We start from the raw sequence: 15505 nt of genomic DNA, 5'->3' as shown, positions 1-15505 counted from the left end.
TTGCTCCGAACCGGCCATCAATCGCGCGCCTCGAGCACATGGCCGGCGGCGCGCATCGCCGCGCGGATGATCTCGATATGCGCGCCGCAGCGGCAGAGATTGTAGCGCAGCGCTTCCAGCACCTCATGCTCCGACGGATTGGGGTTGCGCGTGAGCAGCGCCTTGGTGGTGATGATCATGCCGTTGAGGCAATAGCCGCACTGCGCGGCCTGTTCGCGGATGAAGGCATCCTGCACCGGATCGGGATGCTCGCGGCTGCCGAGACCTTCGAGCGTGACGATATCGCGCCCGGCGCAGCCTTCGATCGGAATCACGCAGGCGCGCGCGGCGACGCCGTCGATCAGCACAGCGCAGGCGCCGCACTCACCGAGCCCGCAGCCATACTTCGGTCCGTTCAATTCGAGATCGTTGCGCAGCACGTAAAGCAATGCGGTGTCGGGAGCGGCGTCGACATCATGATTCCTGCCATTCACGGTCAGGCGCATCGCCCCGGTTCTCCCCTGTTGTTTGCGCTGCAACGTCAGCGTCAAATCCGCCGATGAGGATAACGTTTGTATACAAACGTGCAAGCGGCGGCATGCCGCGCTGCAGCGAGTGCACGCTTTATGAACAGGGTGCGCAAGCGAATGGCAGCGTTTGATTGCAAAGGCCGCTTGACAGGTCCGGGGCTCGCGCGCAGGATCATTCGTATACGAACGATATAGGCGGGAGGCGGAAGTGCAGTATGATCGACCGCCACCACAAGTCCAGGCTTGGTCACGATGGCTGACACAATGACCGTCGCCGCCGGCGACAAGATCCGCTGCGATGCCTGTCCGGTGATGTGTTACATCAAGCCGGGCGCGGCCGGCGCGTGTGACCGTTATGCCAATCACGATGGCACGCTGGTGCGGGTCGATCCGCATGTCGTGCTGGAGCGCACGGTTTCGCACGGCGGCAAGCTGGTGCCGTTCCAGGCGAGCGGCGACTGGGACGGCAAGATCGTCCGCCAGCCCGATCTGTTCGTCACCGCGATCGGCGCCGGAACCACCTATCCGGATTACAAGCCGGCGCCCTTCATCGTGTCGTCGGAGGTCGACGGCGTCGACATGGTCACCGTGGTGACCGAGGGCATTTTCTCCTATTGCGGCGTCAAGCTGAAGATCGACACCGATCGCTATCTCGGTCCGGAAACCGCTGTTGTCCGCGCCGATGGCGAGGCGGTTGGTCATGTCACGACCAGCGAATATGGCTCGCAGATGCTCTCGCTCGGCGGCGTGCATCATCTGACCGGCGGCTCCAAGAAGGAGGGCCGCGTCACCTGCGACACGCTGATGGATCTTTCCAACTGCAAGGCAGTGGAGCTGACCATTGATGGCGGCGCCACCGTGGTGGTGCAGGCGGGCAAGCCGCCGATCGTCAATGGCATGGCGGAAGAGCGGATGCGGGTCGGCTGCGGCTCGGCGACCATCGGCATGTTCGCCAAGCAGTGGCACGGCAAGGTCGATGAGGTCGTTGTGGTCGACGACCACATCACCGGGGTGCTCAGCGAGCACCAGGCCGGCAAGCTGCTCGACATCGCCGACACCGGCATCAAGATGAAGGGGCGCCGCTCGACGCCGGGCCGTTACTTCCAGGTCGCCGATCCCGGCACGGGATGGGGCGGCACCAACATCTCCGATCCGCTGTCGATCCTGGGTCCCTTCAATGCGAAGGAAGCGCGGCCGGGGCTCACCATGCTGATGGTCTCGACCACCGGCGAGCATGCGTCCTACTACGTGCTCGACGAGGCGCTGAAGCCGGTGGAGACCGAGATGCCGGCGGACCTCAAATTCTCGGTCGAGCGCATCCAGGAGAATTGCGAGCCGGCGCTGTGCACCGTGCTGTTCATGGGCGGCGCGGGCGGATCGCTGCGCGCCGGCGTCACTGACAATCCGGTGCGGCTGACCCGCTCGGTGAAGGACGCGCTGACGCGGGTGACCAGCGGCGGCGCGCCGGTCTATGTCTGGCCCGGCGGCGGCATCACTTTCATGGTCGATGTCACGCAGATGCCGGCCGGCGCCTTCGGCTATGTGCCGACCCCGGCGCTGGTGGCGCCGATCGAATTCACGATGCGGCTGTCGGATTATGCGGCGCTCGGCGGCCATATGGATTTTGTCCGGCCGCTGTCGTCGCTGCGTGACAGCGCCGAAGTCCGGCCGATGCCTCATCTTCCCGGGCGGCGCGCATGAGGCGGCTTCCGCAAATTGCGCTTCTTCCTGACGGCAAGCGGCTGCATTTGCAGGACGGCCCGATTGATCTGGTCATCGAGACCACAGGCAGGGACGAGGACGTGAGTGCCGCCTATCGGGCGGCGGCGGAGCGCTTCACCGGTTTGCTCGACGAGCTCTGCGCGGAACTTGCAGGGTTGCGCAGCGCGGCCGATCCCGATCATTGCTCGCTGAAGGGCGTGGTCGCGCGGCGCATGCATGCGGCGGTCGCGCCGTTTGCCGCCGACGGTTTCATCACGCCGATGGCGGCGGTCGCGGGCTCGGTCGCCGAGGAGATCCTCGGCGCGATGCTGCAGGCGGCAGCGCTCGACCGCGCCTATGTCAACAATGGCGGCGACATCGCGCTGTATCTCGGCGATGGCGAACAGTTCACCGTCGGCCTGATGGACCGGCCGGACAGCCGTGGCGTGATGCGCACCATGACCGTCGATAGCGACATGCCGGTCCGCGGCATCGCGACCAGCGGCCGTCATGGCCGCAGCTTCTCGCTCGGGATTGCCGATGCCGTCACCGTGCTGGCGCGGACGGCGTCGCAGGCGGATGCCGCGGCGACCGTGATCGCCAACGCGGTCGATCTGCCCGACCATCCCGCGATCCTGCGCGTTCCGGCGAGCGAACTGCAGCCCGACAGCGATCTTGGGGCACGGCTGGTGACGCGCGATATCGGGCCGCTGGCGGAATATGAGATCGAGCGGGCGCTGGAGGCGGGGACGGCGCGGGCGCGCGACCTCCTGACGTCGGGATTGATCGAAGGCGCGGCATTGCGTCTACTGGGCGAAACGCGGCTTGTCGGTGCAACTGGGAACGGGACGCCGGCGTCGCACACGTTTCAGGGACGAACGATAGACAACATGCTGCAGGCATGACCGGGAGCGAGGCAAGATGAGCGCCGTCATTCGCAAGATCGTCACCGTGGTCGAGGAGACCCATCTGGAGATGGGCAAGACCATCGCACCGCCGACCCGGCGCGCCGCCGCGATCGCGGTGATCGAAAATCCCTTTGCCGGCCGCTATGTCGAGGATCTGTCGCCGCTGATCGCGATTGGCGAGGAACTCGGCGAATTGCTCTCGAAGCGGGCAGTCGCCGCGCTCGGTATCGACGGCGCCAAGGCGCACAGTTACGGCAAGGCGGCTGCCGTCGGCGAAAATGGCGAGCTGGAGCACGCGGCCGCGATCTTGCATCCGAAGATGGGCGCGCCGGTGCGCAAGGTGCTTTCCAAAGGCGCGGCGCTGATCCCGTCGTCGAAGAAGCGCTCGGGTCCCGGCACCACGCTGGATATTCCGCTCGGGCACAAGGACGCCGCCTTCGTGCGCAGCCATTTCGACGGCATGGAGGTGCAGATCAACGACGCGCCGCGGGCCAACGAGATCATGGTCGCGGTAGCGGTCACCGACAGCGGGCGGCCGTTGCCGCGTGTTGGCGGGCTGACGGTCGACGAGGTCAAGGGCGAAGACGGATTGCGATAATCTCTTTGAGGAAAAACTGGAGGACGGGATGCGTGGTTATTTCGTAGGGGCGGGACTGGCGATCGCGGTCGCGACCATGGCAACGAGCGCCATGACGACACACGCGCTGGCGCAGAGCGAAATCAAGATCGGCGAGATCAACTCTTACTCCTTGCTGCCGGCGTTCACCGAGCCCTATCGCAAGGGCTGGCAGCTCGCGGTGGAAGAGATCAATGCAGCCGGCGGCATCAACGGCAAGAAGCTCGTCGTCATTTCCAAGGATGACGGCGGCAAGCCGGCGGATGCGCAGACCGCTGCCAACGAACTGGTGTCGAGCGAAAACGTCGCGATGCTCACTGGCACCTTCCTCTCCAATATCGGCCTCGCCGTCAGCGACTTTGCCAACCAGAAGAAGGTGTTTTTCCTGGCGGCAGAGCCTTTGACGGATGCCATCACCTGGTCGAAGGGCAACCGCTACACGTTCCGCCTGCGTCCCTCCAACTACATGCAGGCGGCGATGTTGGTGGAGGAAGCGGCGAAGCTTCCCGCAAAACGCTGGGCGACGATCGCGCCGAACTATGAATACGGCCAGTCGGCGGTCGCGGTGTTCAAGAAGCTGATGTCGGAGAAGCGGCCTGATATCCAGTGGGTCGACGAGCAGTGGCCGCCGCAGGGCAAGATCGACGCGGGCCCGGTGGTGCAGGCGACTGCCGCCGCGAACCCCGAGGCGATCCTGAACGTCACCTTCGGTGCCGACCTCGTCAAGCTCGTGCGCGAGGGCAACACCCGCGGCCTGTTCAAGGGCCGCACGGTGGTGAGCTTCCTGACCGGCGAGCCGGAATATCTCGATCCGCTGAAGGACGAGACCCCCGAGGGTTGGATCGTCACCGGCTATCCCTGGTATTCGATCAAGACGCCGGAGCATGACGCGTTCCTGAAGGCCTACCAGGCCAAGTACAACGATTATCCGCGGCTCGGCTCGATCGTCGGCTACCAGACCATCAAGGCGGCGGCGGCGATCCTCGCGAAGGCCGGCTCAAGCGATCCGGAGAAGCTGATCGCGGCGGCCGAAGGCATCTCGGTGCCGTCGCCGTTCGGCGAGATCACCTTCCGCAAGATCGATCACCAGTCGACGCTCGGCGCCTTCACCGGCAAGACCGCGCTGAAGGACGGCAAGGGCATCATGGTGGACACGGCGTATCGCAAGGGCGCGGACTATCTGCCCAGCGATACCGAAATCGAGAAGCTGCGGCCGAAGGATTGAGGCTTCTTCTCCCTCGCCCCGCTCTTGCGGGGAGAGGGTCGGGGTGAGGGGCTCCTTCCGCGAACCGTGTTCGTGGAGGCAGCCCCTCACCCGGATCGCTCCGCGATCCGACCTCTCCCCGTAAGAGCGGGGCGAGGTGAACAAGACCGACGCGGCGACCTCGATCGACGCGCTTACTCCAACGCGGACCGCCCATGGCCTTCTATGTCGTCCAGTTCCTGACCGGTCTTGCCAGCGCGGCGTCGCTGTTCCTGGTCGCTTCGGGTCTGTCGATCATCTTCGGCGTGACGCGAATCGTGAATTTCGCGCATGGCGCGTTCTACATGCTCGGCGCCTACGTCGCCTTCACGCTGACCGAGCGCTTTTCCGGCGCGTTCGGTTTCTGGGGCGGCATCGTCGTCGCGGCGCTGGCGGTTGCCGTGATCGGCGTGCTGGTCGAAATGGTGCTGCTGCGCCGGATCTATCATTCGCCCGAGCTGTTTCAGTTGCTCGCCACCTTCGGCCTGACGCTGATGGTCGAGGATCTCGTGGTGCTGATCTGGGGCCCGGACGATCTGGTCGGCCGCCGCGCGCCCGGCTTCAAGGGGGCGATCGATTTCTTCGGCCAGAACATTCCGAGCTACGATCTGTTCCTGATCGTGCTCGGACCGGTCGTGCTCGGTGTGCTCTGGCTGTTGTTCCAGCGCACCCGCTGGGGCGTCCTGGTGCGCGCGGCGACGCAGGACCGCGACATGGTCGCAGCGCTCGGCGTCAATCAGAAATGGCTGTTCACCAGCGTGTTCGCGCTCGGCGTCTTCCTTGCCGCGCTCGGCGGCGCGCTGCAGATTCCGCGCGATGCGGTCAATCACGCGATGGATCTGCGCGTCATCGTCGAGGTCTTCGTCGTGGTCGTGATCGGCGGCCTCGGCAGCATCATCGGCGCCTTCGTCGCGGCAGTGCTGGTGTCCGAGCTGAACGCCTTCGGTATCCTGATCTTCCCGAAGATCTCCATCATCCTGGTCTTCCTGGTGATGGCGGTGGTGCTGATCGTCCGTCCGTGGGGGCTGTTCGGCAAGCCGGAGGCGCCGGCGCGACGCACGCCGGGCCTCACCGTCAACCCGTGGCGGCCGCTGACGATGAACGAGCGGCTTGCCGCAATCGCGGCGCTCGTGGTCGCCGCTGCGCTGCCGTTCGTCGCCGGCAATTACGTGCTCACCGTCGGCTCGGAGATCGCGATCTTTGTGATCTTCGCGGTCAGCCTGCACTTCCTGATGTCGGTCGGCGGGCTCGCCTCGTTCGGCCATGCCGCCTATTTCGGCCTTGGCGCCTATGGCGTGGCACTGCTCGCCAAGATGGCCGGCTTGCCGATGATCGCCTGCCTGCTGCTCGGCCCGCTGCTCGGGCTGCTCGGCGCGGCCGTGTTCGGCTTCTTCGCGGTGCAGCTCTCGGGCGTCTATTTCGCGATGCTGACGCTGGCCTTTGCCCAGATCGTCTGGTCGATCGCGTTCCAATGGGTATCGGTGACCGGCGGCGACAACGGCATTCTCGGGGTCTGGCCGGAAAAATGGGCGGCGAGCCCGTCGCATTTCTACTGGCTGTCGCTCGGCATCGCCGCGCTCGCGGTCGTGATCCTCCGCATCATCGTGTTCTCGCCGTTCGGCTTCGCGCTGCGCGCCACGCGCGACTCGCCGCTGCGCAGCGAAGCGGTCGGCATCAATGGCAAGCGCATCCAGTGGACCGCCTTCGTGATCGCGGGCACGGTCGCCGGCCTTGCCGGCGCGCTGTTCGCCTACCTCAAGGGCAGCGTCTTCCCGGACAATATGGGCATCTCGCTGTCGGTCGATGCGCTGGTCATGGTGCTGCTCGGCGGCGTCGAGACGGTGTCGGGCGCGGTGGTCGGGGCCATCGTCTACAAGGCGCTCAACATCTGGCTGGTCAGCCAGACCGATCTCTCCAAGCTCGTGCTCGGCGGCTTCGTCGTGTTGATCGTGGTTGCGTTCCCCAAGGGTATCGTCGGCACGCTGGAAGCGCTGATGCATCGCCGGCGCAAATCGTCGTCGACGGCGTCGCCCTTGCTCACCTCCCGCATCGAGACTGCCGAATGAGCATGGTCCCCACATTGCTGTCGGTCGAGGGGCTGACCAAATCCTATGGCGGCGTGCATGCCGTGCGCGGCGTCTCGTTCGAATTGCGCGCCGGCGAGATTTTGGCGCTGATCGGGCCGAACGGCGCGGGCAAGAGCACCTGTTTCGACATGCTCAACGGCCAGAACATTCCCGATAGCGGCCGCATCCGCGTGCTGGGCGCGGAGACCACCGGCAAGAAGCCGCGCGTGATCTGGCGCATGGGCGTCGGCCGCACCTTCCAGATCGCGGCGACATTCCCGACCATGACGGTGCGCGAGAATGTGCAGGTCGCGCTGGTCTCGCATGGCGGGCAATTGTTCAACCTGTGGGCCTCGACCGCGCGGCAGGCGCGCGACGAGGCCGGGCGGCTGCTCGATCTGGTCGGCATGGGCGCCTATGCGGAGCGGCCCTGCGGCGAGCTCGCCTATGGCGACGTCAAGCGGCTGGAGCTTGCGATCGCGCTCGCCAACCAGCCGAAACTGCTGCTGATGGACGAGCCGACCGCCGGCATGGCGCCGCGCGAGCGCGTCGAGCTGATGCGGCTGACGGCGCGGATCGCGCGCGAACAGTCGATCGGCGTTCTCTTCACCGAGCACGACATGGATGTGGTGTTCGAGCACGCCGACCGCATCCTGGTGCTCAACCGCGGCAGCCTGATCGCCGAAGGCTCGCCCGAAGAGGTCCGCGGCAATGCCCAGGTGCGGGCGATCTATCTCGGCGAGGGCCTTCTCTACGACGCCCGGCACCGCGAGGGAGCATCGGCATGAAGCTCACGGTGAAGGACCTCAACAGCTTCTACGGTCCGGCGCATATCCTGTTCGACATCGCGCTCGAGGTCGGTGAGGGCGAAGTGGTCGCATTGCTCGGCCGCAACGGCGCCGGCAAGTCGACCACGTTCCGTTCCATCGTCGGCCTGGTCGAGAACCGCTCCGGCCGCGTCATGTTCGAGGGCAGGGACGTCTCGGAGCTGCCGACGCATGCGATCGTGCGCGGCGGGCTCGGCTATGTGCCGGAGGAACGGCGGATATTCACCGATCTGACCGTCGAGGAGAATCTCGAGGTCGGCCGCCAGCCCAAGCGGGCAGGCGCGCCGCAATGGGATCGCGACAAACTGTTCAAGCTGTTCCCCAATCTCGGCGAGATGCGCGGCCGTCCCGGCGGGCGCATGAGCGGCGGCGAGCAGCAGATGCTGACGATCGCGCGCACGCTGATGGGCAATCCGTCGCTGGTGCTGCTCGACGAGCCCTCTGAAGGGCTGTCGCCGAAGATCGTCGAGCAGATGGTCGATGCGATCCTGGCGATGAAGAAGGAGGGCGTCAGCATCGTCGTGTCAGAGCAGAACCTGCATTTTGCCCGGCTGATCTCGGATCGTGCCTACATCATCGAGCGCGGCCGGATCTGCTTTGGCGGCACCATGGCGGAACTCGATGCGCGGCCGGATGTCCGCGACGCGCATCTGTCGCTGTAAAGGGTGGAGTGAAATGATGGCGAGGAGTGCTGCACAGAAGCGAAGCGTCAAGGCGGCCAAGCCGGGTTATGTGCTGGACGAGCAGATCGGCTTCATCCTGCGCCAGGTGTCGCAGCGCCACGCCGTGATCTTCGCCCGCGAGATCGGCATCAACCTGACGCCGACGCAGTGGGCGGCGCTGTCGAAATTGTCGGAGGTCGGGCCGTGCTCGCAGAACCAGCTCGGGCGGCTGACCTCGATGGACGTTGCGACCATCAAGGGCGTGATCGATCGCCTGACCGCGCGCGGCCTGACCGAGACCTCGCCCGATCCCGACGACGGTCGCCGGCTGATGGTGAGCCTCACGCGCGCCGGTCAGCAGATGGCCGACAAGGCTGCGCCGAATGCGCTCGTGATTTCCAGGGAGACGCTGGCCCCGCTCGACGCCAAGGAGCGCGAGACCCTGATGGCGCTGCTCGGCAGGCTGCGGTGACCTTACCCTCCCCTGGAGGGGGAGGGTCGGATCGCAGCGAGCGAAGCGAGATGCGAGCCGGGGTGGGGTGATCTCTCCACACGGGCAGAATCTGTATTGAGAGACTGTTCACCCCACCTCGGTTCGCATTTCATGCGAACCGATCCTCCCCCTCCAGGGGAGGATGAAGTAAGTGCCACCGTGTCGCATCCGGACTACGTCGCAAGACCAAGCACCAGCGCGACGGCGCCGACCAGCACCAGGCTGACGGCCCAAACCGTGTCCAGATTGAACCAGCTCCGGGCCACGAATTTGAGACCGAGGTAGCGGTAGACCAGCCACGCCAGGCATCCGCCGACGGCGATCATCGCGCCGGCATGGACGATGGAGACCAGCACGGCCATGGTGAGGTTGGTGTCGATCAAGGAGTTCGCCGCCGCGTGGCCCTGGTCCGGCTCAGCCTCGCGGCATAGTCCGAGATAGATCGGCACCAGCATCAGCGCCGCGCCGTGGGCGATCGCCACCGCGAACGACCACAAAGCGAGTTGCGTCGGTGGTATCCGCGCGAAGGCCCGCGGATGGCGCCGGTCGATCAGCCGATAGATGCCGAACGCGATCACAAGCAGGCTGGCACCGATCCGGATCGTGCGCTGCCATTCGACGAGGGTGATCAGCAGCGCGAAGGGGAGGATCACGAGCAGCACCGCCAGCAGATGACCGATTGCGAGCGGGCCAAGCGCGGCCAGCAGCGCGCGCGAACTCCTTTGCATCAACCCCGCCGAAACCGCGAGCGGCCAGCCCATGCCCGGGTTGACCCCGTGGTAGAGGCCGCTCGCAATCACCGCCAGCCACAGCCAAACCGGTGTCCAATCGGCTGCACTCACATTCAGGCCGATGGATAGCAGAACGAATCCGTCGAGCAGTCGCCGCCGTCGAGCCGGATCTGGTGCGCGCGATAGCCGTCGGGGAGGCTGACCCAGTAGTCCTTTGCCAGTTCAAGCCCGCCGCCCGGGCTGGCATTCGCCATCACCTCGGCGCCGGGAATGCCTTGCGGATAGAACTGGTCGTCCCAGGTCGAGTACAGCGAATTGGTCCAGTAGACCCGCTTGCCGTCGCGGCTGATCTCGACCATCTGCGGACCGCCGGCAAATGTCTGTCCGTTGGGATGCGGCGTGCGGCTGACGATGCCGCCGATGCGGACCGATCCGGCGAGTTTCGGCTTGTGCGGATCGCTGACATCGTATTGGCGCATCTCGCCGGTCGCCCAGCAGGACACGTAAAGGAACTTGTCGTCCATCGACAGATCGATGTCGGTCACCAGCGGCGGCACGGCGCCGAATCCCTGCAGCAGCGGCGGCAACTGGTCTTTCGGCGCGGGCTCGGGCGGGATCGTCGCCGTCTTCTCGATGTGAAACTTGCCGCCCTCGCGCCACCAGGTCCAGATCGATCCTTCGAGGTTGGTGGTATCGACCACGACGCCGACGAAGCCGTGTTCGCGAACCGGATCGTGCGCGGGACGCACCTCCAGCGCCATTTGGTGGTTGGCGCCCAGATCAATGGTCTGGACATTGCGGCGCGCGCGCAGATCCCAGAAGTGGATGCGATGGCCGTATTTGTTCGAGAGCAGGTCCTCCGGCACGATCCCGTTCTCGAATTGCGGCGGCAGCGCCCATTCGCTGCTCACCATGTAGTCGCGCGGCAGGTTCCACCAGAAGTCATAATGCTTGGTCTGGGGACCGCGATCGATCTCCCAGCGTCCGAGCACCTCGAAGGTCTCGCAGTCCATGATGAAGACGCCGGGCGGTCCATCGGTGCCGTCCTTGCCGCCGCCGCCGAGTGTCGAGACGTAAATGCCGTCCGGGCCGCAGTGGATGGTATGCGGTCGCGAATAGCCGGTCTTCCTGAACACCTCCTCGGGCTCGATGATCTTGTGGATCTTGGCCTGCGTCGGATCCGGCTTGGTGTCGATGATGTAGATCCGCGACGACCGCATGCCGGGAACGATGAGATAGCGGCGTTCGATGAAGGCATGTCCCGCAAGCGGGGACAATGCCGACGAACACGCGTTCCAGCCGAAATGGTGAAACTCGTCGCCCTTGTTGGGCATCGTCACGGTGTGGACGATCTTGCTGTAGGTCGGCGAGCCCGGCTTGACGTCGATCACGGCGAGCGCGTCGGGCCTGGAAAAGTCTGGGCTGAGCAGCACGGTGTAGGCGAAGTTCTCGGCCGGAGCTTCCATCGCAAGCTTCGGCGACGCGTGAAACGTGGGATCTGGCCTCATCGTCATCGTGCTGCCTCCTGTTTGCCTGGTGTGGACCAACGGCACGGCGGCATGCGACAGGAACTTAATCGTCGCGTGGCTCTTGCGAGCGCCGCCGGCTAGGTTCGCGTGGCGGCACGATACACCTCAATGATGACGGGTGGAAACAAGGTTCGGTTACGGAGGCGGCGCGGCAAAGACGCGCGGTGCCGTGCTCGTGATCCAACAGCGTCTTCAAGAGGTTGAGCACGCGCCGCTTGACCGTCCCCTACGGACCAATCTCTCACCGTCACCCTGAGGAGGTCGCGAAGCGACCGTCTCGAAGGGTCGACGGCCCGGCTGGTGGCCGTGCATCCTTCGAGGCTCGCTTTGCGAGCGCCTCAGGATGACAGGTCGTCTATCGTAACCTACTTCGCCACGATCTCCGGCACCTTGCCTGCGGGCGGCGTGTTGCGGCTGCGCTGGGTGCGGACGATGCCGTCGATGATGGTCATGCCGATGCCCGGGAGATCGCCGAGCTGAACGCTCTCCAGGATGTTCTTGCCGGGCGAATGCTGCGCCTTGTCCATCAGCACGAAATCGGCGGAGCGGCCGACCTCGATCAGGCCGCAATCGAGCTCGCGCATCCGCGCGGTGTTGCCGGTGGCAAGGCAGAACGCCAGCTCGGCGGGCAGCTCGCCGAGCGAGGACAACAGCGAGACCATCCGCAGGATGCCGAGCGGCTGCACGCCGGAGCCGGCCGGCGCGTCGGTGCCGAGGATGACGCGATGCAAATCGCCCATCTCGCGCGCGGTGCGCAGCGTGAACAGCGCCGAACGTTCATTGCCGTTATGCACCAGCTCGAGCCCGCGCTTGCAGCCCTCGCAGATGCAGCGGATCTGGTCGTCGGGCAGCGCGGTGTGGCCGCCATTGATATGGCCGACCACGTCGGTGTCGGCTTCCAGCACCACGTCCTTGTCGATCAGGCCGGAGCCGGGGATCGAAGGACCGCCGGTGTGGATCGTGCTCTGAATGCCGTATTTGCGCGCCCAGCCGACCATTTTCCGCGCCGTCGGCCCGTCCTTCACACCACCTAGCCCGACCTCGCCGAGCAGCTTGACGCCGGCGGCGGCCATTTCCTTGAAATCGTCCTCGACCATCTCGCATTCGATCACCGGCGCGCCGGCATGCACCTTCACACCGCCCGGCCGCAGCGTCCAGAACGCGCGCTGCGCGAAGATCGCCATCGCCTTCACGCCGACCACGTCGCGCGGCCGGCCGGGCATATGCACCTCGCCGGCGGAGATCATGGTGGTGACGCCGCCATGCAGATAGCTGTCGATCCAGTTGGTCTGGTTCTGCCGCGGGGTCCAGTCGCCGGCGACGGGATGCACGTGGCTGTCGATCAGGCCGGGCGCGACCGTCGTTCCCATGGCGTCGACGATCGTGGTGGCGCCTTCGGTGTCGACATCCTTGAAGCGGCCGATCGCTGTGATCCTGCCGTTCTCGGCGACGATGGTATCGGCATCCAGGATCGGCCGTTCCAGGGCTCCCGACAGCAGTAGCCCGATATTGCGGATCACCAGCTTGCTGGGGCCGGTGGCCTGGGGCGCGTCGTGAGCCATGGGTGTTTTCCTTCGTTTCTTTCCGAAATTGCCCGGGAATTTGAGCCCGGCTTGACTTTCGGATCAAGCCGGATTATTCGTTTGTATACGAATGATCGTATACAAACGATCCGGCCGGTCAACGGGGTTCAAGTCCCTTTCCGCCGCAGCACAAATCAGGGATTGGTGCGATGAGCAATTTCAACCAGGAAAGCGTCCTCAGCGTTCATCACTGGACCGACACGCTGTTCTCCTTCACAACCACACGCAATCCGTCGTTCCGCTTCCGCAACGGCGAGTTCACCATGATCGGGCTCAAGGTCGGCGAGAAGCCGCTGCTGCGGGCCTACAGCGTCGCCAGCGCCAACTACGAGGACACGCTCGAGTTCTTCTCGATCAAGGTTCCGGACGGCCCGCTGACCTCGCGCCTCCAGCACCTGAAGGAAGGCGACGAGATCATCGTCAGCCGCAAGGCCACCGGCACGCTGGTCATCGACAACCTCGAGGACGGCCGCAACCTCTATCTGATCGGTACCGGCACCGGCCTCGCGCCGTTCCTCAGCGTGATCAAGGATCCCGAGACCTATGACCGCTTCGAGAAGGTCGTGCTGCTGCACGGCTGCCGCCGCGTCAAGGAGCTCGCCTATGGCGAGATGATCACCGAGAAGCTGCCGCAGGACGAATTGATCGGCGAGCTGCTGCGCGACCAGCTGATCTATTACCCGACCGTGACCCGCGATCCGTTCCGCAATCGCGGCCGCATCACCGACCTCATCACCTCGGGCAAGCTGTTCGCCGACATCGGCCTGCCGGCGCTCGATGCCGCGCATGACCGCGTCATGATATGCGGCTCGCCGGCGCTGGTCGCCGACACCCGCACGCTGCTCGGCAGTCGCGGCTTCGTCGAGGGCAATCACGGCGAGCCCGCCCAGTTCGTGGTCGAGAAGGCATTCGCCGAGCGGTAATCGTCGCGTCTGGAACTACTATCTCCTCGTCCTGACGGGTCGTGAAATGTTCGTCATTGCGAGGAGCGGTAGCGACGAAGCAATCCATCTTCCGGTACAGCCAGAAGCAACGGATTGCTTCGCTTCGCTCGCAATGACGTGGATGGCGTCGTGTGCAATCACGGCCTGACCGCTGGCGTCTCGATCGGCATGCCGCGCGCCCGCGACATCAGATAGAGCTCGAGCTCGACCAGCTCGGGCGCACCATAATCATAGGCCTGTGCGCGGATGCCGGTGATGCAGGCGCGCAGCCGCCGCTGCAACGATCCGAGTGACTGCCATTCCAGCCGGTACAGCGGATAACCGGTCGGCTGTCCCTGCGTGATCGTGCTTCCCGCGAGCTTCTTGTCCCAGTTATCGTCGTGGCAGCTGGTGCAGCCGAGATTGAGCTGGCCCTGCCGCTGCACGAACAGTGCATGGCCCTTCTCGACGAATGGCGCGAGCTCCGGATCGTCGCTGGCTGCGATCGGCATGCCGCGCGACTGCTGCGCGACATAGGCTGATAGCGCCAACAGCTCGCGGCTTTCATAGGCGAACGGCGACGCGTGCTGGTGGTTGGTCCGGCAAAGATTGATCCGCCCTTCGAGGTCGACCGGCTTTCCCAGCGCCTTCTCGAAGGCCGGATAGTGCGCCGCGACGCCCTTCATGCTGATGCGTGCATCGTTGTGGCAGTCGGCGCAGGCCTTGTCCGCGCCGCCCGCCTTGCGTTTCCACAAGGCTTCGCCGTCGAGCACAGAGAGCATGCCGGGGTTGGCGGTGTCCTCGTCCTGCATCGCCTTGGTGTCCGCGCTCATGAAGCTGTAGCCGGAGCGGCGCTCGGATAGCGGAATCTCCGCGGCGAGCGCCGCGCCCGCTATCGCCGTCAGAAGCGCGATGCAGACCGCAATCTTCATTCAACCGTGATCGAAGCCTGCGCGGTCTCCGAAAACCCCTTGTCGCCGATCCACTCGAACTCGAACTTGCCGCTCTCGGTCACGATGGTGAAGAAGGTGATGAACGGATTGGCCGCGATCGCCGGATAAAGATCGGCTCGAAAGATCTCCGCGCCGTTGAAGCGGCACGTGAAGCTCGTGATGATGTCACGCGGCACCACGTCGCCCGACGCGGTGTGGCGGTAGCCGGTCTCCATGATGTGCGACATCAGCGTCTTGATCTCGATGACGCTGCCGCGCTTGGCCTTGGCCGGCACGTTGATCAGGGCCGATGGCATCAGATCGCCTCCTCGGTGCAGGCGGCGAGCGTCACCACGACATCGGCGGTTGCCGACCAGAACGTGTCGTCGGACAGCCGTGCGATCGCGGTCACCTTCTGGCTGTCGGCGAGGCGGATGCGGGTCGATATCTGGGCGCGTCCGGCGCGCGGCCCGAGATAGAAATTGCCGATGTTCGGCTGCGGGTTCTTCTCGTTGAAGACGTGGATGCTCTTCACATACTCGTCCGCCGTCATCGGGCTGGTGACGCTGACCGTCATCGGCACCGTGTTGCCGTTCTCGACCAGCGGCGGGATGTCGAGCTTGACCTTGCCGGTGCGGACATTGGCCTCGCCGATGACATTGCGGATCGCGGCCGACAGCATCGCCGGCGTTGCGTCGGCAGGGCGCACGATCACGAGCACGGCGGCGCCGCCGGTGAGGCTCAGGAACGTTCGCCGTGTGTGCTCCGAATTTGCCATCACT

At 65.2% G+C, this 15505-nt stretch carries 16 protein-coding genes; 9 read left to right on the top strand and 7 right to left on the bottom strand.

The window, feature by feature from the left end; translation table 11 throughout:
- Positions 1-17: 17 nt before the first annotated feature.
- Complete coding sequence (locus AAFG07_RS29920; protein WP_342723353.1) at positions 18-485, bottom strand: (2Fe-2S)-binding protein; 468 nt, start codon at positions 483-485, stop codon at positions 18-20.
- A 276-nt stretch (positions 486-761) separates the two neighbouring features.
- Here AAFG07_RS29920 and AAFG07_RS29915 point away from each other — a divergent pair, with 276 nt between their 5' ends.
- The 8 genes from AAFG07_RS29915 (at position 762) to AAFG07_RS29880 (ending at position 9004) form a co-directional block, all read left to right on the top strand.
- Complete coding sequence (locus AAFG07_RS29915; RefSeq protein WP_342723352.1) at positions 762-2210, top strand: 6-hydroxynicotinate reductase; 1449 nt, start codon at positions 762-764, stop codon at positions 2208-2210.
- Positions 2207-3115, top strand: a complete 909-nt coding sequence (locus AAFG07_RS29910; RefSeq protein WP_342723351.1) for a UPF0280 family protein — start codon at positions 2207-2209, stop codon at positions 3113-3115. Before AAFG07_RS29915 ends, AAFG07_RS29910 begins: the two co-directional genes overlap by 4 nt.
- A gap of 16 nt (positions 3116-3131) precedes the next feature.
- Positions 3132-3716, top strand: a complete 585-nt coding sequence (locus AAFG07_RS29905) for an amino acid synthesis family protein (protein WP_029078203.1) — start codon at positions 3132-3134, stop codon at positions 3714-3716.
- A 76-nt stretch (positions 3717-3792) separates the two neighbouring features.
- Positions 3793-4959 carry an ABC transporter substrate-binding protein gene (locus AAFG07_RS29900; protein ID WP_342729279.1) on the top strand — a complete coding sequence of 389 codons (1167 nt, stop codon included), beginning with the start codon at positions 3793-3795 and terminating at the stop codon, positions 4957-4959.
- A gap of 194 nt (positions 4960-5153) precedes the next feature.
- Positions 5154-7043: an ABC transporter permease gene (locus AAFG07_RS29895; protein WP_342723350.1), complete on the top strand. Its 1890-nt coding sequence runs from the start codon at positions 5154-5156 to the stop codon at positions 7041-7043.
- Positions 7040-7831, top strand: a complete 792-nt coding sequence (locus AAFG07_RS29890) for an ABC transporter ATP-binding protein (protein WP_092124897.1) — start codon at positions 7040-7042, stop codon at positions 7829-7831. The genes AAFG07_RS29895 and AAFG07_RS29890 overlap by 4 nt, the downstream gene beginning before the upstream one ends.
- On the top strand, positions 7828-8532 hold the full coding sequence (locus AAFG07_RS29885) for an ABC transporter ATP-binding protein (protein WP_176532805.1): 705 nt from the start codon (positions 7828-7830) through the stop codon (positions 8530-8532). The genes AAFG07_RS29890 and AAFG07_RS29885 overlap by 4 nt, the downstream gene beginning before the upstream one ends.
- A 16-nt stretch (positions 8533-8548) precedes the next feature.
- The gene (locus tag AAFG07_RS29880; RefSeq protein ID WP_092124899.1) at positions 8549-9004 is read left to right on the top strand and encodes a MarR family winged helix-turn-helix transcriptional regulator; all 456 of its coding nucleotides are present in this window, start codon (positions 8549-8551) and stop codon (positions 9002-9004) included.
- A 194-nt stretch (positions 9005-9198) separates the two neighbouring features.
- Here AAFG07_RS29880 and AAFG07_RS29875 read toward each other — a convergent pair whose 3' ends face one another.
- The 3 genes from AAFG07_RS29875 to AAFG07_RS29865 form a co-directional block, all read right to left on the bottom strand.
- Positions 9199-9867 carry a hypothetical protein gene (locus AAFG07_RS29875; RefSeq protein WP_342723349.1) on the bottom strand — a complete coding sequence of 223 codons (669 nt, stop codon included), beginning with the start codon at positions 9865-9867 and terminating at the stop codon, positions 9199-9201.
- A 2-nt stretch (positions 9868-9869) separates the two neighbouring features.
- On the bottom strand, positions 9870-11270 hold the full coding sequence (locus AAFG07_RS29870; RefSeq protein WP_342723348.1) for a selenium-binding protein SBP56-related protein: 1401 nt from the start codon (positions 11268-11270) through the stop codon (positions 9870-9872).
- Between the two features lie 380 nt (positions 11271-11650).
- Complete coding sequence (locus tag AAFG07_RS29865) at positions 11651-12847, bottom strand: amidohydrolase family protein (protein ID WP_342723347.1); 1197 nt, start codon at positions 12845-12847, stop codon at positions 11651-11653.
- Between the two features lie 170 nt (positions 12848-13017).
- Between AAFG07_RS29865 and AAFG07_RS29860 the strand changes: the two genes are divergently transcribed.
- On the top strand, positions 13018-13791 hold the full coding sequence (locus AAFG07_RS29860; protein WP_342723346.1) for a ferredoxin--NADP reductase: 774 nt from the start codon (positions 13018-13020) through the stop codon (positions 13789-13791).
- Positions 13792-13949: 158 nt separating this feature from the next.
- On the opposite strand, the gene soxA is transcribed toward AAFG07_RS29860, so the two are convergent.
- Genes soxA through AAFG07_RS29845 form a run of 3 tightly spaced genes read right to left on the bottom strand, consistent with a single transcriptional unit; the run spans position 13950 to position 15501 of the window.
- Positions 13950-14723, bottom strand: coding sequence for a sulfur oxidation c-type cytochrome SoxA (gene soxA / locus AAFG07_RS29855; protein ID WP_342723345.1), 774 nt, complete (start codon positions 14721-14723; stop codon positions 13950-13952).
- Positions 14720-15040 carry a thiosulfate oxidation carrier complex protein SoxZ gene (gene soxZ, locus AAFG07_RS29850; protein ID WP_342723344.1) on the bottom strand — a complete coding sequence of 107 codons (321 nt, stop codon included), beginning with the start codon at positions 15038-15040 and terminating at the stop codon, positions 14720-14722. Before soxZ ends, soxA begins: the two co-directional genes overlap by 4 nt.
- Positions 15040-15501 (bottom strand): SoxY-related AACIE arm protein, encoded by a 462-nt coding sequence (locus AAFG07_RS29845; protein WP_342723343.1) that lies wholly within the window; start codon positions 15499-15501, stop codon positions 15040-15042. Before AAFG07_RS29845 ends, soxZ begins: the two co-directional genes overlap by 1 nt.
- Positions 15502-15505: the final 4 nt, after the last annotated feature.

The organism is Bradyrhizobium sp. B097 (assembly GCF_038957035.1).
Taxonomy (GTDB): Bacteria; Pseudomonadota; Alphaproteobacteria; order Rhizobiales; family Xanthobacteraceae; genus Bradyrhizobium.
Note: the sequence above shows the minus strand (reverse complement) of the source record. Positions and strands in the feature narration are given on the sequence as shown.